The sequence below is a fragment of the Sphingomonas folli genome (assembly GCF_019429525.1).
Classification (GTDB): Bacteria; Pseudomonadota; Alphaproteobacteria; order Sphingomonadales; family Sphingomonadaceae; genus Sphingomonas; species Sphingomonas folii.
Map to the genome: position 1 here is coordinate 92,720 of NZ_JAHXZL010000007.1, position 16,652 is coordinate 109,371.

The 16,652-nt window shown below is 72.1% G+C and carries 18 protein-coding genes; 12 read left to right on the top strand and 6 right to left on the bottom strand.

The genetic code is table 11. The features are described from left to right. Window positions 1-71: 71 nt before the first annotated feature. The 3 genes from KZ813_RS12005 to KZ813_RS12015 form a co-directional block, all read right to left on the bottom strand. Window positions 72-575, bottom strand: coding sequence for a pyridoxamine 5'-phosphate oxidase family protein (locus tag KZ813_RS12005; RefSeq protein WP_219755223.1), 504 nt, complete (start codon window positions 573-575; stop codon window positions 72-74). Between the two features lie 276 nt (window positions 576-851). Continuing rightward, window positions 852-1,466, bottom strand: a complete 615-nt coding sequence (gene rpsD / locus KZ813_RS12010; RefSeq protein ID WP_219755224.1) for a 30S ribosomal protein S4 — start codon at window positions 1,464-1,466, stop codon at window positions 852-854. 174 nt (window positions 1,467-1,640) lie between these two features. Then, entirely contained in the window at window positions 1,641-1,940 is a 300-nt protein-coding gene (locus KZ813_RS12015; RefSeq protein ID WP_219755225.1) for a DUF1244 domain-containing protein, read from the bottom strand. A gap of 68 nt (window positions 1,941-2,008) precedes the next feature. On the opposite strand from KZ813_RS12015, the gene pyk reads away from it, so the two are divergent. Both pyk and KZ813_RS12025 read left to right on the top strand, forming a co-directional pair. After that, window positions 2,009-3,478 (top strand): pyruvate kinase, encoded by a 1,470-nt coding sequence (gene pyk / locus KZ813_RS12020; RefSeq protein ID WP_219755226.1) that lies wholly within the window; start codon window positions 2,009-2,011, stop codon window positions 3,476-3,478. A gap of 126 nt (window positions 3,479-3,604) precedes the next feature. Beyond that, a complete protein-coding gene (locus tag KZ813_RS12025; protein ID WP_219755227.1) occupies window positions 3,605-3,757 on the top strand; it encodes a hypothetical protein in 153 nt (50 codons plus the stop codon). A gap of 46 nt (window positions 3,758-3,803) precedes the next feature. Here the strand turns inward: KZ813_RS12025 and KZ813_RS12030 are convergent, their stop codons facing one another. Further along, window positions 3,804-4,925 (bottom strand): M14 family metallopeptidase, encoded by a 1,122-nt coding sequence (locus tag KZ813_RS12030; RefSeq protein WP_219755228.1) that lies wholly within the window; start codon window positions 4,923-4,925, stop codon window positions 3,804-3,806. Next, complete coding sequence (locus tag KZ813_RS12035) at window positions 4,922-5,521, bottom strand: DUF4136 domain-containing protein (protein WP_219755229.1); 600 nt, start codon at window positions 5,519-5,521, stop codon at window positions 4,922-4,924. Before KZ813_RS12035 ends, KZ813_RS12030 begins: the two co-directional genes overlap by 4 nt. Window positions 5,522-5,877: 356 nt before the next feature. On the opposite strand from KZ813_RS12035, the gene ykgO reads away from it, so the two are divergent. From ykgO to KZ813_RS12055, 4 genes are all read left to right on the top strand, one after another. Next, window positions 5,878-6,003 carry a type B 50S ribosomal protein L36 gene (gene ykgO / locus KZ813_RS12040; protein ID WP_003046794.1) on the top strand — a complete coding sequence of 42 codons (126 nt, stop codon included), beginning with the start codon at window positions 5,878-5,880 and terminating at the stop codon, window positions 6,001-6,003. A gap of 14 nt (window positions 6,004-6,017) precedes the next feature. Next, entirely contained in the window at window positions 6,018-6,653 is a 636-nt protein-coding gene (locus KZ813_RS12045) for an HAD family hydrolase (RefSeq protein ID WP_219755230.1), read from the top strand. A gap of 2 nt (window positions 6,654-6,655) precedes the next feature. Next, complete coding sequence (locus KZ813_RS12050) at window positions 6,656-7,567, top strand: EamA family transporter (protein ID WP_258046698.1); 912 nt, start codon at window positions 6,656-6,658, stop codon at window positions 7,565-7,567. Window positions 7,568-7,631: 64 nt separating this feature from the next. Next, window positions 7,632-8,009, top strand: a complete 378-nt coding sequence (locus KZ813_RS12055; protein ID WP_219755231.1) for a DUF4440 domain-containing protein — start codon at window positions 7,632-7,634, stop codon at window positions 8,007-8,009. Between the two features lie 178 nt (window positions 8,010-8,187). Here KZ813_RS12055 and KZ813_RS12060 read toward each other — a convergent pair whose 3' ends face one another. Continuing rightward, window positions 8,188-9,651 carry an ATP-binding protein gene (locus KZ813_RS12060; protein ID WP_219755232.1) on the bottom strand — a complete coding sequence of 488 codons (1,464 nt, stop codon included), beginning with the start codon at window positions 9,649-9,651 and terminating at the stop codon, window positions 8,188-8,190. Between the two features lie 285 nt (window positions 9,652-9,936). On the opposite strand from KZ813_RS12060, the gene KZ813_RS12065 reads away from it, so the two are divergent. The 6 genes from KZ813_RS12065 (at window position 9,937) to KZ813_RS12090 (ending at window position 16,426) form a co-directional block, all read left to right on the top strand. Next, window positions 9,937-10,680 carry a YebC/PmpR family DNA-binding transcriptional regulator gene (locus KZ813_RS12065; RefSeq protein WP_219755233.1) on the top strand — a complete coding sequence of 248 codons (744 nt, stop codon included), beginning with the start codon at window positions 9,937-9,939 and terminating at the stop codon, window positions 10,678-10,680. A 25-nt stretch (window positions 10,681-10,705) separates the two neighbouring features. Continuing rightward, window positions 10,706-11,212, top strand: a complete 507-nt coding sequence (ruvC, locus tag KZ813_RS12070; protein WP_219755234.1) for a crossover junction endodeoxyribonuclease RuvC — start codon at window positions 10,706-10,708, stop codon at window positions 11,210-11,212. 34 nt (window positions 11,213-11,246) lie between these two features. Continuing rightward, window positions 11,247-13,775 (top strand): ribonuclease R family protein, encoded by a 2,529-nt coding sequence (locus KZ813_RS12075; RefSeq protein WP_258046699.1) that lies wholly within the window; start codon window positions 11,247-11,249, stop codon window positions 13,773-13,775. 123 nt (window positions 13,776-13,898) lie between these two features. Next, window positions 13,899-14,201 carry a hypothetical protein gene (locus KZ813_RS12080; protein WP_219755236.1) on the top strand — a complete coding sequence of 101 codons (303 nt, stop codon included), beginning with the start codon at window positions 13,899-13,901 and terminating at the stop codon, window positions 14,199-14,201. Window positions 14,202-14,272: 71 nt separating this feature from the next. Continuing rightward, a complete protein-coding gene (locus KZ813_RS12085) occupies window positions 14,273-16,033 on the top strand; it encodes a gamma-glutamyltransferase family protein (RefSeq protein WP_219755237.1) in 1,761 nt (586 codons plus the stop codon). Between the two features lie 84 nt (window positions 16,034-16,117). Then, window positions 16,118-16,426, top strand: a complete 309-nt coding sequence (locus tag KZ813_RS12090) for a hypothetical protein (protein WP_219755238.1) — start codon at window positions 16,118-16,120, stop codon at window positions 16,424-16,426. The last annotated feature ends 226 nt before the right edge of the window (window positions 16,427-16,652 follow it).

Consider the following 16,652-nt stretch of genomic DNA (forward strand, 5'->3'; position numbering starts at 1 on the left):
GGTGAGGTAATCCCCCTCCACCACTCGCCTCGCGAGCGGTCCCCCTCCCCGTGCCGGGGAGGATTTCACCCTCACGCCGGCGAGCTCTCCGCCGTCGTCGCCACCTTGGCATGGCTGCCCGACTCGCTCGGCTTGATCGTGCCGCCGAACAGCATCTTCACCCGGCCCGAGAGCGAGATATCCGTCTCCCACAGCTCGGCGCTGTCGACGTCGACCCGCAATAGCGCCAGGTTCGGGTCCTCGCGACCGCCCGGGAACCAGGCCTCGGCCTGCTTATTCCAGAGCTTGTCGATCTGCGCGGCGTCGTCGTCGAGGCGCGCCTGGCCGTCCATGCAGGCGAAGAAGTCGTGCCCCTTGGACACGTACTGCGCCATCACGCGCCCGCCGCCGGCGAGGCGATTGTCCTTGCCGACGAAGAAGAACAGCGTGTCGACCTGATCCTCGTCGAGCTGCGCGGTGAGCGGCTCGCTGTGCGCCGAGCCGTCCGCCGGGCCGACCATGACGAACGGGCTGTCCGCCATCTTCTGCCACAGGTCGTGCTTGAGCTTGGTCGGGTCGGTGTTGGCGTCCGCCATCTTGGGTCTCCTGTCGGTGTGGACGGAGAACGAGAGCGGGTCGGGTTGGTTGCGGGGGCGGGGTGGCGCAAGCCCGGCGCCGGCGTGCTCCTGCGCACGCAGGAGCCCAGAGCCACCAGCGCCACGCCTGCGGCCCTAAGCTCCGGCGTGCCCCGGAGCACGTGCCCCGGAGCGCGCCAACGAAAAACCCCGGCACGTGGCCGGGGTCCTCTGGGAAGGGCTCGCCCTCCCGGGCCACCCCGGTCGATGCCGGGGCGACGGGCAGGTCAGGTCAGGTCAGCGCGAGTAGAACTCGACGACCAGGTTCGGCTCCATCTTCACCGGATAGGGCACCTCGTCCAGCGTCGGCACGCGGATGAAGGAGACCTTCGCGGCGCCGTCGGCCGCGACGTAATCGGGCACCTCGCGTTCGGCGAGCTGCTGCGCCTCGAGCACCAGCGCCATCTCCTGCGCCTTGGTGCCGAGCGTGATCTCGTCGCCCACGTCGCAGCGGCGCGACGCGATGTTGCACTTCACGCCGTTGACGCGGACGTGGCCGTGGCTGACCAGCTGGCGCGCCGCCCAGATCGTCGGCGCGAACTTGGCGCGATACACGATCGCGTCGAGCCGGCGCTCGAGCAGGCCGATGAGGTTCTGCGAGGTGTCGCCCTTCATGCGCGACGCCTCCTCATAGGCGTGGCGGAACTGCTTCTCGGTGACGTCGCCGTAATAGCCCTTGAGCTTCTGCTTGGCGCGCAGCTGGATGCCGAAGTCCGACATCTTGCCCTTGCGGCGCTGGCCGTGCTGGCCGGGGCCGTACTCGCGCTTGTTGACCGGGCTCTTCGGCCGGCCCCAGATGTTCTCGCCGAGACGACGGTCGAGCTTATACTTGGCGCTGCTGCGCTTCGACATCAGATGTTCCTAAGCAATGGCGTACAACGTTGGTCCCGGTCATCGCGCTGCGTGATCCACGAGGTGGAAAGCGCAGGCCCGCCGCTTCACCGGGGTGCGGGGGCGATTGCGAAGCGGCGCGGGTAGCGGGGCGGACCGGCGGAGTCAAGGTCGCCGCCGGCCGGTCCGGCGCGCTCACGCGTTGCGCGCGACGCTCTCCTTCATCCGCGCCAGTTGCTCCGGGGTCGCCTCCTGCTGGTGGCGCTCCTTCCACTCGGCATAGGGCATGCCGTAGATCGCCTCGCGGCCGGCTTCCTTGGGCAGGTCGCCCGCCTCGCTGACCCAATCTGACAGGCAGTTGCGGCAGAAACCGGCCAGCCCCATCAGGTCGACGTTCTGCGCGTCGGTACGATGGCGCAGGTGGCGCACCAGCCGTCGGAAGGCCGCGGCGGCGGTGGCGTCGTCGATCGTGTCGAGGGGATCGCGCTGGTCCATCTGCATCTCCGGATTTGATCCGCGCGCGTTAGTCGCTAAGGCGGCCGCGGCAAAGCAGGAAGGCGCATGTGACCGAGACATCCGATACGATCGCCCCGCGCTCGCGCAAAGTCCGCGTGCTCGCCACCCTTGGCCCGGCGAGCGACACGCCCGAGATGATCGCGACGCTGTTCCAGGCGGGCGCGGACGCGTTCCGCATCAACATGAGTCACGGCGATCAGGCGTCCAAGGCGCAGATCATCCGCTCGATCCGCGCGCTGGAGGAGAAGTTCAACCGGCCGTCGACCATCCTCGCCGATCTCCAGGGTCCCAAGCTGCGCGTCGGCAAGTTCGACGGTGGCCGCGTGATGCTGGAGCACGGCAGCACCTTCACGCTCGACCATGACCCCACGCCGGGTGACGCGACGCGCGTGCGGCTGCCGCACCGCGAGATCTTCGCCGCGATCGAGCCCGGCGCGCGGCTGCTGCTCGACGACGGCAAGTTGGTGCTGCGCGTCACCGACCATGACGAGAACCGCATCGTCACCACGGTGGAGATCGGCGGCGCGCTGAGCGACAACAAGGGCCTCAACGTGCCCGACGTGGTGGTGCCGATGGCGGCGCTGACCGAGAAGGACCGCTCCGACCTGTCGTTCGCGCTCGAGCAGGGGGTCGACTGGATCGCGCTCTCGTTCGTCCAGCGCCCCGAGGATCTCGCCGAGGCGCGCAAGCTGATCCAGGGCGAGGCCGCGCTGCTCGCCAAGATCGAGAAGCCCGCGGCGATCGAGCGGCTTGAGGAGATCGTCGAGATGTGCGACGGCGTCATGGTCGCGCGCGGCGACCTCGGCGTCGAGCTGCCGCCGCAGTCGGTGCCGCCGCTGCAGAAGCGCATCGTCGAGACCGCGCGGCGCATGGGCCGCCCGGTGGTGGTCGCCACGCAGATGCTCGAGTCGATGATCCAGAGCCCGTCGCCGACCCGCGCCGAGGTCTCCGACGTCGCCACCGCGATCTACGACGGCGCCGACGCGATCATGCTCTCCGCGGAGAGCGCGGCGGGCGCCTGGCCGGTCGAGTCGGTGGCGATGATGAACGCGATCGGGGACGCGGTGGAGCGCGACCCGATGCACGGCGACCGCATCCACTTCACCGTCACGCGCCCCGATCCCACCACCGCCGACGCGCTGGCGGAATCGGCCAAGAACATCGCCGCTACCGTCTCGGCGGCGGCGATCATCTGCTTCACCAGCTCGGGCTCGACCGCGCGCCGGATCGCGCGCGAGCGCCCCTCGGTGCCGATCCTGGTGCTGACGCCGAACCGCGAGACCGCGCGCCGGCTCGGGCTGCTGTGGGGCACGCACAACGTCGTCACGCGCGACGTCGAGTCGTTCGAGGAGATGGTCGCCAAGGCCAAGCGGATCGCGCTGCGCCAGGGCATCGCGCAGGCGGGCGACCGCGTGATCGTGATGGCGGGCGTGCCGTTCCGCACCCCGGGCTCGACCAACGTGCTCCACGTCGTCCGTATCATCGGTGACGAGCTCAAGGATTATCGCCGGGAGTGAGCCCGCGCGGCCCGGGTCGATTTTGTCCATTTCGATCCGGATCGCGGCCGGACGGTAATTTTATCCAATCCCCGCCTCGCGCCCTCGCGCATGAAGCGCGCGAGTGAGGCCGGGGAAACTGCAGCAATGTTACGCGAGGCGTCGCACGAGCTCGTGCGCACCGAACTGGCGCGCGCGCGGCGCGCCGCGACCATGGTGACCGACCCGCTCTCCGCCGGCTCGCTCCGCCGCTATATCGGAGAGCTGGAAGGGGAATTGCACCGCCGCGCCGGACGGTGAGGCCGGCGTGACGACCCTCCCCGCTCGACGGGGAGGATCTCGGGTCTCATAACCCGTCGATCATCTCCGCCACCACTTCGAGGCACGACACGCCCAGCGCGCGGCTGCGCTCGGGACTCCAGCCGAACTCGGGGTCGGGGTGGGGATCATGGTCCTTGAAGGGCATCTCGAGCGTCACCGACACCGCCCCGAAGCGCTCGGCGAGCTGGTTGGTCGACATCGAGAGATTGGCCTTACCCGGCGCCGAGCGCTCGTATCCCAGCTCGGTCTGGAAGTCGCGGCTGTGCGCCGCCAGCCGTCGGCCGAAATCGTAGAATTTGGCGCCGTGGGCGTCGGTCCAGGAGGGGATGCCCTCGAAGCCGGCGATGAAATTCGCCGGGATCGCCTCGTCGCCGTGGACGTCCATCGCGAAGGTGACGCCGGTGCGGTCCATCTCCCGCAGCACGCACAACACCTCGGGGCTGCGCTCGGGGCTGGGCGCGTGCCACTCGCGGTTGAGGTTCACGCCCGCCGCGTTTGTTCGGAGATGACCGCGGCGCGTGCCATCGGGGTTCATGTTGGGGACGACGTGGACCGTCGCCGCCGCCAGCAGCGGCGCCGCCGCGTCGCCGGTGAGCCAGTCGAGCGCGCCCTCCATCCAATATTCGGTCATCGACTCGCCGGGGTGTTGGCGGCCGTAGAGCCACACCTGCTTGGCGCCGCTGCCGAAGCGGAGGTAATCGATCGCCTGGCCGTCGAGCGTGGTGCCCAGCTCGCGATGGGTCACGCCCGGCCGCGCCGCGATCCGCGCCACCAGTCGCGCGTGCATCTCCATGGTGAAGGGCGCGAAATAGGCGAACCAGGCGAGGTCGCCGTGTCCGGTCCAGTCGAAGGTGAGCACGCCGCCGTCGTAGCGCGTGTCGATCATCCGCCACGCCTCGAGGTCGGTCGAGGCGCGCGTGCGATAGCCAGGCCAGCCGAACGGATAGGCCGACTGACCCGCGTTGACGATGCGGAAGGTCACGCGCTTACCGCGCAGCCCGGCGGCGCGGAAGTAGAACCATTGGTAGAAGTCGGACTGGTGGTCGCGCACGATCTCGAGATCGCAGGTCCAGTCGTCGCCCTCGCCGCTGAGCTCGACCAGGCGGATATTGCCACCGTCGAAGGCGGCGTTGATCTGTAGCGTCATTTCACCTCGACCGTGCGCCCGGACTCACCGGGAAAATCCTTGAACAGGGCGGTGGCGAGCCGCGCCGCGACCGCGTTGGCGTCGGCGTCGGGCGCGCTGGTGTCGGTGAGCGACTGCGCCTGGCCCTCCCAGATCGCGTTGGGGCCGCGCCGCAGCCGGACCGCCAGCTCGGTCACCACGCCGACCCGCTCGCGCGCCTGGCCCAGTGGGAAGCTGATGCCGCCGCCCAGACCGGTGCCGCCGCGCCGCCCGCCCGAGAAGCCGCCGCCGCCGAGACCGATCTGCACCGGCGAGCTGCGCGGCGGCAGCGGCCGGTCGGTGCGGGTGAAGCCGACGGTGGCGATATATTGGGCGGTGGTGCCGGGCGCGGGGCTGGTGAAGCCGTTGCGCAGCAGCTCGGCCTCGACCGCGGCGGCATAGGTCTTGTACTCGAGGCTGGGGGAGCCCGCGCCCTGGAGCGGCTCGACGCTCACGGTGCCGCGCTCGGCGACGGCGTCATAGTGGAAGCGGGTCGCCTCGACGGGGAAGCGCTGCGGCCCGGTGGCGCAGGCGGCCAGCGGTGCGGCGGCGAGAAGGACGAGGACGAGACGACGCATGACACATCCTTCGGAAACGATCGTTGCGCCATAGCAACGCCGCAGCGCGTCGCAAGCTCCGCCGGGGTGGGGAGAGGGGAGCGTCGCGGTGAGTCGTCACTTCCTGCCTGTGGAGGGACAGATCCTCCCCGCTCGCGGGGAGGGGGACCGCGATGCGAAGCGGCGTGGTGGAGGGGGCTCTCCACGCGGCGCCGCGCTCGTGGACGCCCCCTCCACCACCGCAATGACGTGCGGTGGTTTCCCTCCCCGCGATCGGGGAGCGTCGCATGCCACCGCCCCCCGACTCGGTTGACTTTCCACCCCCCGCTCTCTAGGCGGCGCGCTTTCCCTATTCTCTCGACAGAAGCGCCACCGCCATGAAGATCCGCAACAGCCTCAAGTCGCTCAAGGACCGTCACCGCGACAATCGCGTGATCCGCCGTCGCGGCCGCACCTACGTCATCAACAAGACGAACCGCCGCTTCAAGGCGCGCCAGGGCTGATCGCCTCCGGCGCGATGGCGGACGTGACGTCGGCGGCCAGCGCCCCGACGTCGGTGATCTTCGACGTCGGTCACGTCCTCTACGACTGGGACCCGCGCGCGCTGTACGGGCGCCTGTTCGACGACGAGCGGGCGCTCGACTCGTTCCTGCGCGACGTCGCCACGCGCGAGTGGCATTTCCAGCACGACGCCGGCCGGCCCTTCGCCGAGACCAGCGCCGAGCTGAGCGCCGCGCATCCGCAGCACGCCGAGATGATCGCGCTGTGGGGGCCGCGCTTCGGCGAGCAGATCCCCGGCGCGATCCCGGGCATGCCCGCGCTGGTCGAGGCGCTCGACGCGCGCGGCGTGCCACTGTTCGCGATCACCAACTTCTCGGGCGAGTTCTTCGCGCCGTTCCGCGCGCGCGAGGCGGCGCTGTTCGACCGCTTCCGCGACATCGTCGTCTCGGGCGACGAGCGCGTCGTGAAGCCGGACCCCGCGATCTACCATCTCGCGCTGCGCCGTTTCGGCCTCGCCGCCGACGAGGCCTTCTTCGTCGACGACAACGAGGCGAACGTGACGGCGGCACGCGCGCTCGGCATCCGCTCGCACCTGTTCGCCGGCACCGACGCGCTGCGCGCGGAGCTGACCGACCTCGGGCTGCTCGGCTGAGCATGGCCGCGCCCACCGCGGGCGCGGTGCCGCCGCGCCACCTGCTGCTCGCGCTCGCCGTGGTGGCGGTGTGGGGAACCAATTTCGTCGTGATCCGCGCCGCGCTCGACGTGCTGCCGCCGCTCGCCTTCGCCGCCTGCCGCTTCGCGCTCGCCTTTCTGCCGGCGCTGGTCGTGCCGCGGCCTAAGGTGAGGTGGCTCTCGCTCGCGTCCTACGGCCTGCTGATCGGCGCGGGGCAGTTCGGGCTGTTGTTCCTCGCCATGGACGGCTGGATCTCGCCCGGCCTGGCCAGCCTGGTGGTGCAGAGCCAGGTCTTCTTCACCATCGGCCTCGCGATCGCGCTGAGCGGCGAGCGCGTGCGCGGCTATCAGCTCGGTGCGCTGGTGCTGGCGAGCGCGGGCATCCTCACCATCCTCGTCCATAATGACCGCGCCGCGACCCCGCTCGGCATCGCGCTGACGATCGCGGCGGCGATCAGCTGGGCCGGCGGCAACCAGGTCGCCAAGGCGAGCGGCACCACCGACATGCTCGGCTTCGTCGTCTGGTCGAGCGCCTTCGCGGTGCCGCCGCTGGTCGCCGCCGCGCTGCTGGTCGAGGGTGCGGCGCCGATCATGGAGGCGATGCAGCGCGCCGGGCCGGGCGTGTGGGCGGCGGTGGCGTGGCAGGCGGTCGGCAACACCTTGTTCGGCTACGCCGCCTGGGGCTGGCTGCTGGCGCGGCATCCAGCGGCGACGATCACGCCGAGCGCGATGCTGGTGCCGGTGTTCGGCATGGGCACCTCGGCGCTGCTGCTGGGCGAGCCGCTGCCGGGCTGGAAGCTGCTCGCCGCCGCGCTGGTGCTGGGCGGGCTCGCGCTCAACCTGCTGTGGCCGCGCGTCAGCGGCTATCCGTGGCGGCGCGGCGCGGCGGGCTGAGGCGCGACGGAACGATCCCGCGCCCACCTCGCTTGGACGAGGCAGCAGCACGGGAGCCGACAGCATGGAAGACGATCGAGTCTGGGCCTTCGAGGAGAGCCTGTGGACCGCCGACGCGGACCATTATCGTGAGTCGATCGACGAATCGGCGCTGATGGTAGTCCCGCAGCCGCCCTATGTGCTCGAGAGCGCCGCGGCGGTCGAGGCGGTGAGCAAGACGCCGCGGTGGGACGAGGTGCGCTTCAGCGAGCAGCATATCGTGCGCCCGCAGGAGGGGCTGATCGTGGCGGCCTACAAGGTCGAGGCGAGCAGGGGCGAAGGCGAGACCTATGTCGCGCACTGCACCTCGACCTATCGCCGGATCGAGCACGAGCATTGGACGGTGGTGCAGCACCAGCAGACGCCGCCGCTGGTGGCGGAGGCGCAGCTCGAGACGGGGTAAGGTTATGAAGGGGTAAGCAGAGCGTGTGGGGAGATCCCCCTCCACCACTCGCTTCGCGAGCGGTCCCCCTCCCCGTGCCGGGGAGGATCTAGCTCCTCCCCGCGTGGCGGGGACGGGGACCACCGGCGAAGCCGGTGGTGGAGGGGGCTCTCCGCACACGGCCACCTCACCGGAAACGCTACGCCGCCTCCGCCGCCCCCGTCGTCCATCCCAGATGCGGGATGGTGATCGAGCGCTTGCCCGCCATGTCGGTGCGCGTGACGAACAGGTCGCGGCTCTCGATATAGCCGATAAGCCGCTTCACCCGCCCGAGCGAGCTCGTCCCATAGGTATGCGCGATCGCCTCGTCCGACGGGCACGGCTCGCCGTCGCGTGCCGCTTTCGCCACCAGCAGGAAGGCACCGAGCATGTCGTCGGGCAGCCCCTGCGCCAGCGCCAACGCGCTCGCCCATTCCTCGGCGTGCGGCGCGAAGATCCCCGCGCGCGCGCACGACAATCGCCGGCTGAACGCGGCGAGGTCGAGCCCCGGCCGCGCCACGCCCGTCATCCGGCAGCGCACCTGAAAGTCCTGGAACAGCACCGCCGCGGGCCGCCCCGCGCTCTCCGCGTCGGCGACGATCGCGCGCAGCACCTCGGCGTAGACTTCCTCCACCTCCGCCTCCGAGCGGTCGGGCAGCGCCGGCGCGGGGACGCCCGGCGCGACGGGGGCGGCGAGGTCGGCGATCAGCTCGTCGGTCGGCACGCGACGCGGGCGCGGGTCGAACGACAGCGGCAGCGACGGTGCCGCCTCGGGCGTGACGTCGAGCAGTGCCTGGACGTCGACGCTGTCCGCCCTGGGCAGCGGGACGAGCTTGGGGCTGCCGCTGCGCGCCTGGGTCTCCACCGCGCCGATCTTCACCGTCAGCGGCCGGCGCGACACCGCCGGGCCGAGCGCCAGGAAGGTGCCGCGCGCGAGGTCGCGGATCACGTCCGCCTGGCGCCGCTCCATGCCGAGCAGGTCCGCCGCGCGCGCCATGTCGATGTCGAGGAAGGTCCGCCCCATCAGGAAGTTGCTCGCCTCGGCCGCGACGTTCTTGGCGAGCTTCGCGAGCCGCTGCGTCGCGATCACCCCGGCCAGCCCGCGCTTGCGCCCGCGGCACATCAGGTTGGTCATGGCGGAGAGCGAGGCGCGGCGGACGTCCTCGGCCACCTCGCCGCCGGTCGTGGGGGCGAACAGCTGCGCCTCGTCGACTACCACCAGCGCGGGGTACCAATGCTCGCGCGGCGCGTCGAACAGCGCGCCGAGGAAGCCCGCGGCGCAGCGCATCTGGCCCTCCGCCTCCAGCCCCTCGAGGCTGAGCACGACGCTGGCGCGATGCTCGCGCAGCCGCGCCGCGATGCGCGCGATCTCGCGCTCGGCATAGTCCGCGCCCTCGATCACGACATGGCCGTAGCGCTCGGACAGCGTGACGAAGTCGCCCTCGGGATCGATCACCACCTGCTGCACCTGCCCGGCCGAGCCCTCGAGCAGGCGGCGGAGCAGGTGCGACTTGCCCGAGCCCGAATTGCCCTGGACGAGCAAGCGGGTGGCGAGCAGTTCCTCGAGATCCATTGTCACGGGCGCGCCCGACGTGTCGGTGCCCATGTCCACGCTGACGGTCATTGCCGCCGCCTGTGCCCGATGGGGTGGAGTCGGGGCAAGCGCGATGATGGCGGGTAGGGCGGGCTTCGGGCTGGTCGGCGCCGCCATTCGCCTCCACCCCGGCGGGCGCCGGGTCCAATCGGGGGACGTCGCGGTCCTCACGTCCGTTTTCGCGCCTGGGTCCGGCGTCCGCAGGGGTGGTGGCGCGTGGGTCTCAGAACGTTCACCCGCTCAGGCTTGCCCTCCCGGACTGGCATCGCGGCCCCGCGCGGGATAAAGGCTGGGGATTACCCGCTAGAGGCAGTCATGGCAGGCCATTCCAAATTCAAGAACATCATGCACCGCAAGGGTGCGCAGGATAAGAAGCGCTCGGGCATGTTCTCCAAGCTCAGCCGCGAGATCACCGTGGCGGCCAAGATGGGCCTACCCGACCCCGACATGAACCCGCGCCTGCGCGCCGCGGTCAACGCGGCCAAGGCGCAGTCGATGCCCAAGGACAATATCCAGCGCTCGATCGACAAGGCGACCAAGGGCGACACGGAGAGCTACGAGGAGATCCGCTACGAGGGCTTCGGCCCCGGCGGCGTGTCGCTGATCATCGAGGCGCTGACCGACAATCGCAACCGCACCGCGACCAACGTGCGCACCGCGGTGTCGAAGAACGGCGGCAACCTCGGCGCGAGCGGATCGGTGAGCCACGCCTTCGACCGCGTCGGCCTGATCACCTATCCCGCCAGCGTGGGCGACGCCGAGAAGGTGTTCGAGGCCGCGCTGGAGGCGGGCGCCGAGGACGTCACCTCGAGCGACGAGGGGCATGAGATCTGGACCGCGGTCGGCGACCTGCACGAGGTCGCCAAGGCGCTCGAGCCGGTGCTGGGCGAGGCCGAGGGCGCCAAGCTGGCGTGGCGGCCGCAGACGATGGTCGAGGTCGGCGAGGACGAGGCCGCGACCTTGTTCAAGCTGATCGACGCGCTCGACGACGACGACGATGTCCAGACCGTCTGGGGCAATTACGAGGTCTCCGACGCGGTGATGGAGCGACTGGGTTGACGGTGGGCGCCCCCGGTACGGCGGCATGATCATCCTCGGGCTGGATCCTGGGCTCGGCACGACCGGCTGGGGCGTGATCCACGCCGACGGCAACCGGCTCAGCCATATCGCCAACGGCCAGATCCGCACCGAGCCGTCGATGCCGCTGCCGCGCCGCCTGTCCAACCTCCACGCCGCGCTGACCGACGTGATCCTGGCCGAACGCCCCGACTCGGCCGCGGTGGAGGAGGTGCTGGGCAACACCAACGCGCAATCGACGCTCAAGCTGGGGCAGGCGCGCGGCGTGGTGCTGCTCGCCGCCGCCGGCGCGGGCCTGGCGATCGGCGAGTATCACCCCTCCACCGTGAAGAAAGCGGTGGTCGGCACCGGCGGCGCGGAGAAGCGCCAGATCCAGGCGATGATGGCGGTGCTGCTGCCCGGCGCCAAGCTCGCCGGCCCCGACGCCGCCGACGCGCTGGCGGTGGCGATCACCCACGCGCACCACCTCGCCAGCGCTGAGGGCATGCGCCGCCGCGCGCGGGTGACGGCGTAGCGCACCTCCCCGAGGCGCGCCCTCTCACTCGCGCATGGCGCGGCGCCGCGCGAGCGCCTATCTCCGCCGCGTGCCAAAGAAACCGCCCCCCGGCCTGCCCACGCGCGAGCAGGTGCTCGACTTCATCGCCACCGCCACCACGCCCGCGGGCAAGCGCGAGATCGCGCGCGCCTTCGCGCTCTCCGCGCAACAGAAGATCGCGCTGAAGGCGCTGCTCAAGGACATGGCCGACGAGGGGCTGATCGACTCCGCCCCCGGCCGCGCCTTCCACAAGATGGGCGGGCTGCCCAAGGTGACCGTGCTGCGCGTCGCCGACGTGGACGAGGGCGGCAACGTCTGGGCGGTGCCCGAGAACTGGGAGGCCGACGTGCCCGTGCCGCGGATCCGCGTGCGCGAGCGCCGGCGCGGCGCGCTGGGCGTCGGCGAGCGGCTGCTCGCGCGCACCGAGGAGACCGGTCAGGGCTGGACCGCGCACCCGATGAAGGTGCTCGCCCCCGCCGCCGAGCAGCTGATCGGGGTGCTACGGCGCGAGGGCGAGCGGCTGTGGCTCCAGGGCGTCGAGAAGAAGGAGCGGCGCGAGTATGCCGTGTCCGACGCGGGCGACGCCGAGGCGGGCGACCTGGTGCTCGCCGAGAAGGCCGGGCGGCCGCCGCGGATCACCGCGCGCGTGGTGCAGCGGCTGGGCGACCCGTTCGCGCCGCGCAGCTTCTCGCTGATCGCGATCCACCGGCTCGGCATCCCCGACGTGTTCGCGCAGGAGGCGCTCGACGAGGCCGAGCGGGTCGCGCGCCAGCCGCTCGGCGAGGGGCGCGAGGACCTCACCCATTTGCCGATCGTCGCGATCGACCCGGCCGACGCGCGCGACCACGACGACGCGGTCTGGGCCGCGCCCGACGACGATCCCGCCAACGCGGGCGGCTGGCAGGCGATCGTCGCGATCGCGGACGTCAGCTTCTACGTGCGCCCGAAGAGCGCGCTGGACCGCGAGGCGCGCGCGCGCGGCAACTCGGTCTATTTCCCCGATCGGGTCGTGCCGATGCTGCCCGAGATCCTGTCGGCCGACGTCTGCTCGCTCAAAGCGGGCGAGGACCGCGCCGCGCTCGCCTGCCACCTGCGCATCGGCAAGGACGGCGCGCTGCGGAGCTGGCGCTTCTCGCGCGCTCTGGTGCGGCTGGCGGCCAACATCGCCTATGAGGAGGCGCAGGCCGCGATCGACGGGCGGGCGGCGGGGGATCCCCCATTCCTCCCCGGAACGGGGAGGGGGACCGCCGGCGAAGCCGGTGGTGGAGGGGGCGCGCCACGAGCGCTACCTTCGGAAGAGTCGACTCTCGCCATCGTCCCAACCGTGGATAGCCCCCTCCACCACCCGGCTACGCCGGGCGGTCTCCAGCATCGGGCTGATCATGCCCCGCATGATCAAGGATCGTCCGGGGGACGATCCGACCCGATGCTCCGTCCCAGGGAGGATGTCGCCCCTCCCTCCTGGGACCCCGCCCTCGTCGACACCGCGCTCGCTCCCTTGTGGGACTGCTGGCGCGCGCTCGCCGCGGCGCGCGACCGGCGCGAGCCGCTCGCGCTCGACCTGCCCGAGCGCCGCGTCGTGCTCGACGAGAAGGGCCGCATCATGTCGGTCGCGGCGCGCGAGCGGCTCGACGCGCATCGGCTGATCGAGGATTACATGATCGCCGCCAACGTCGCGGCGGCCAAGGCGCTGGAGGCGAAGAAGGCGCCGGTGATGTACCGCGTCCACGAGGCGCCCGCGCGCGAGAAGCTGGTCGCGCTGAAGGACTATCTCGCCACCTTCGACGTGGCGTTCGCGCTCGGCCAGGTGATCCGTCCCGCCACCTTCAACCATATCATCGCGCGCGTCGGCGACGCCGAGTTCCGCCCCGAGATCATGGAGCAGATCCTGCGCAGCCAGACCCAGGCCTATTACGCCCCGCTCAACCAGGGGCATTTCGGGCTGGCGCTGGGCAGCTACGCGCATTTCACCTCGCCGATCCGGCGCTACGCCGACCTCATGGTCCACCGCGCGCTGGTGAGCGCCTACGCGCTCGGCCCCGGCGGGCTGGCGGGCGACGAGGATTTCCAGCGCGCCGGCGAGACGATCAGCCAGCTCGAGCGCCGCGCCATGGAGGCCGAGCGCGAGACGATCGACCGCTACGTCGCCGCCTATCTGGCCGAGCGCGTCGGCGCGCTGGTCGAGGCGCGCATCACCGGCGTGACCAACTTCGGCTTCTTCGCGACGGTCGAGGGCGTCGGGGGTGACGGGCTGATGCCGGTGCGCGACCTGGGCGGCGAATATTTCCGCTATGATGAGGCATCTCGCCGGCTGATCGGCGAGCATAGCGGCGAGACCTATGCGCAGGGACAGCGGCTGGAGTTGCGGTTGGCGGAGGCCAATCCGGTGTCGGGCGCGCTGCGCTTCGAGCTGCCCGAGGGGCGCTACGGCGGCGCCGGCGGCGGCGGGGGAGGGCGGGCGCGCGAGAGCGACCGCCGCCCGCCACGCGTGCTCAAGCGGCGCGGGAGGCCGGGGAACATCCGTCACCAGGGGCGGAAGTAACTCCCCTCCCCTTGAGGGGAGGGGTCGGGGGTGGGGCCTGGCCCCGAGCGCAGCGCCTGAGGAAAGCCCCACCGCAACCCCTCCCCTGAAGGGGAGGGGCTTTCACGAGCTAGGAGACGCAGCATGCCCGGTACCATCGCCGCGACGGTGATCATGAAGGCGCGCAAGAAGATCGCGTGGCATTTCCTCTCCGCGGGGGCGACGTCGGCCGCCACGGCCACCGCGTTCGAGCGGCCCGAGACGCGCCTCGGCGGCGAGGAGTTCGACCGCATGATCGCCTTCGGCGCGCTCGAGCGGACCGAGGATGGGCGCTACTGGCTGCACCGCCGCCGCTACGCCGACTATCGCAAGGAGTCGCTGGCGCGCGTGCTCGGCTATCTCGCGCTCGCCGGCTTCGCCGCGGCGGGGGCGATCGCGCTCGGCTGAGGGTCCGCGCGGTTTACGCTGCCGCCGCTCGCCGCTATCCCGCGCGGCTTCGGGTAGCGGAAGGAACGGCCATGGCAGCGCGCGCGAGCTGGTGGGGGAAGAGCGCGGCGCTGCTGCTGGCGGCGCTGCTCGGCGGCTGCGCGACTCCCCCGCCCGCCGCGCGCGGGTCCGTGCCACCCGCCGCCGCCACCGCCGCCACCCCGACGACGGCGCCGCAGCTCTTCGTCGTCGCCGCCAACCCCCTCGCCGCCGACGCCGGGCTGGCGGTGCTGCGCCGCGGCGGCTCGGCGGTGGACGCCGCGATCGCGGTGCAGGCGATGCTGTCGCTGGTCGAGCCGCAGAGCTCGGGCATGGGGGGCGGCGGCTTCATGACCTATTACGACGCCGCCACCAGGCAGGTGACCGTCTACGACGGGCGCGAGACCGCGCCCGCGGGTGCTACCCCCGACATGTTCCTCGACGACGGCGGCCGCCCGCTGCCCTTCGCCACTGCGGTGCTGAGCGGCCGCGCCACCGGCGTGCCGGGCGCGGTGAAGATGCTCGCCGAGGCGCATCGGCGCCACGGCGCGCTGCCGTGGCGCGCGCTGTTCGGCGAGGCGGAGCGGACCGCCGGCGCGGGCTTCCTGGTCTCGCCGCGGCTCGGCCGTTTCCTGGCGAGCGGGCGCTTCCCCGAGTCGAGCGCGCCCGACGTGCTGGCCTATTTCGCGCGACCCGGCGGCGGGCTGCTGCGCGCCGGCGACCGGCTGCGCAATCCGGCCTATGCGGGGTTCCTCCGGCGGCTCGCCGCGCAGGGACCCGACGCGCTCTACGCCGGCGAGACCGCGCGGCGCATCGTCGCGCGGGTCCACGAGGGGCCGCTCGCCGGCAGCATGACGCTCGCCGACCTCGCCGCCTATCGCCCCGCGGTGCGCCAGCCGCTGTGCGCACCCTATCGCGTGCTGCTGGTCTGCGCGCCGCCGCCGCCCGCCAGCGGCGTCGGGCTGCTCGAGCTGCTCGGCCTGCTCGAGCGCACCGACGTGGCGCGCCACGGCGCGGACGACCCGCGCGGCTGGTTCCTCTTCGCCGAGGCGAGCCGGCTGATGTACGCCGATCGCGACCGCTACGTCGGCGACCCCGCCTTCGTCGACGTGCCCGTCGCCGGGCTGCTCGCACCCGCCTATCTCGACCGGCGTGCGCGGCTGATCGGCGAGCGCGCCGGTCCCGCGCCCGCGCCCGGCGTACCGCAGGGCGCCACCGCGCGCGGCGCGGACCGCACGCTGGAGCCGACCGGCACCTCGCACTTCGTCATCGGCGACGCGCGCGGCAACGTCGTGTCGATGACGACCACGGTGGAGTCGATCTTCGGCTCGGGGCGAATGGTCGACGGCTTCTTCCTCAACAATCAGATGACCGACTTCTCGTTCAGCCCGCGCGACGCCCAGGGGCGCGCGGCGGCGAACGCGGTCGCCGCGGGCAAGCGCCCGCGCTCGTCCATGACGCCGCTCATCATGCTGGACCGCCAGCGGCGCTTCGCCGGTGCGGTCGGATCGGCCGGAGGCAACGCGATCCTGGCCTATGTCGGCAAGGCGGTGGTCGGCGCGGTGGACTGGGGGCTGACGATGCAGCGGGCGCTGGCACTGCCCAACCTGATCGCGCGCGGCGACTCGTTCCAGGGCGAGGCCGACGAGTTCGCGCCCGCGGTGCGCGACGGGCTCGCCGCGCGCGGCGTGACGGTGCGGCCGGGGCAGGGCGAGGACTCGGGGCTGCACGGTGTGATCGTGCGCGACGGCCGGCTCGACGGCGGCTACGACCCGCGCCGCGAGGGCAAGGTGGCGGTGGCGCCGGCGCCCTGAGGCGCCTTCCTGGCGCCTTCCTGGCGCCGCTGCCTTCCGTCGCGTTAACCATCGACTTACCACTGCGCCGCTAGGGTGAGTCGCATGGTCGCCGATGTCCTCACCCGCTCCGCCGCCGCCTCCTCCGCCGCGGCCCCTCTCTCTGGTCTGGCCGGCGCGTGGCGTCGGCTGCGACGCCGCGACGGACGCCATGCGCGCGCCGCCGAGGCGGTGCCGGCGTGGCTGACGCCGCCTCCCGAGCGCCCGCTGCCGCGCGATCTCGACCTGCCGCTGCGCCTGTTCGACCCCGCCGCGCTCGCGCGCTCCACGCCCGCGGTCGCGCCGCGCGCGATGGCGCTCGAGCCGCTGCTGCTCGACGAGACGCTGCAGCGGCTGCGCCGACTGGTGGGGTAAGATCGCGTCGGAGGCTGCCGGCACGTCGGCGACGGCCGATCGGGCGAGAAAATCTCCCGTCGCGCGGCCTCTTCGATCCTCTGCATCACCGACGCCAGCCGGCGTCAGGCCGGCGTTAGGCCGGCGCCAGACCGGCGCCAGACCGGCGGTCGCCGTGGCGCACCGCGCGCGTGTCCGCTGTCCGCGTGACGCCCGCAGATCGGCGGTCGGACGGTCGGCATCGCGC

Coding starts and splice junctions, on each gene's coding strand:
- KZ813_RS12085 (WP_219755237.1), top strand. CDS start 14,273: ATGGCAGCGCGCGCGAGCTGGTGGGGGAAGAGCGCGGCGCTGCTGCTG.
- KZ813_RS12090 (WP_219755238.1), top strand. CDS start 16,118: ATGGTCGCCGATGTCCTCACCCGCTCCGCCGCCGCCTCCTCCGCCGCG.
- rpsD (WP_219755224.1), bottom strand. CDS start 1,466: ATGTCGAAGCGCAGCAGCGCCAAGTATAAGCTCGACCGTCGTCTCGGC.
- KZ813_RS12005 (WP_219755223.1), bottom strand. CDS start 575: ATGGCGGACGCCAACACCGACCCGACCAAGCTCAAGCACGACCTGTGG.
- KZ813_RS12030 (WP_219755228.1), bottom strand. CDS start 4,925: ATGACGCTACAGATCAACGCCGCCTTCGACGGTGGCAATATCCGCCTG.
- KZ813_RS12045 (WP_219755230.1), top strand. CDS start 6,018: ATGGCGGACGTGACGTCGGCGGCCAGCGCCCCGACGTCGGTGATCTTC.
- KZ813_RS12015 (WP_219755225.1), bottom strand. CDS start 1,940: ATGGACCAGCGCGATCCCCTCGACACGATCGACGACGCCACCGCCGCC.
- KZ813_RS12025 (WP_219755227.1), top strand. CDS start 3,605: ATGTTACGCGAGGCGTCGCACGAGCTCGTGCGCACCGAACTGGCGCGC.
- KZ813_RS12035 (WP_219755229.1), bottom strand. CDS start 5,521: ATGCGTCGTCTCGTCCTCGTCCTTCTCGCCGCCGCACCGCTGGCCGCC.
- KZ813_RS12080 (WP_219755236.1), top strand. CDS start 13,899: ATGCCCGGTACCATCGCCGCGACGGTGATCATGAAGGCGCGCAAGAAG.
- KZ813_RS12075 (WP_258046699.1), top strand. CDS start 11,247: ATGGCGCGGCGCCGCGCGAGCGCCTATCTCCGCCGCGTGCCAAAGAAA.
- ykgO (WP_003046794.1), top strand. CDS start 5,878: ATGAAGATCCGCAACAGCCTCAAGTCGCTCAAGGACCGTCACCGCGAC.
- KZ813_RS12060 (WP_219755232.1), bottom strand. CDS start 9,651: ATGACCGTCAGCGTGGACATGGGCACCGACACGTCGGGCGCGCCCGTG.
- KZ813_RS12050 (WP_258046698.1), top strand. CDS start 6,656: ATGGCCGCGCCCACCGCGGGCGCGGTGCCGCCGCGCCACCTGCTGCTC.
- KZ813_RS12055 (WP_219755231.1), top strand. CDS start 7,632: ATGGAAGACGATCGAGTCTGGGCCTTCGAGGAGAGCCTGTGGACCGCC.
- ruvC (WP_219755234.1), top strand. CDS start 10,706: ATGATCATCCTCGGGCTGGATCCTGGGCTCGGCACGACCGGCTGGGGC.
- KZ813_RS12065 (WP_219755233.1), top strand. CDS start 9,937: ATGGCAGGCCATTCCAAATTCAAGAACATCATGCACCGCAAGGGTGCG.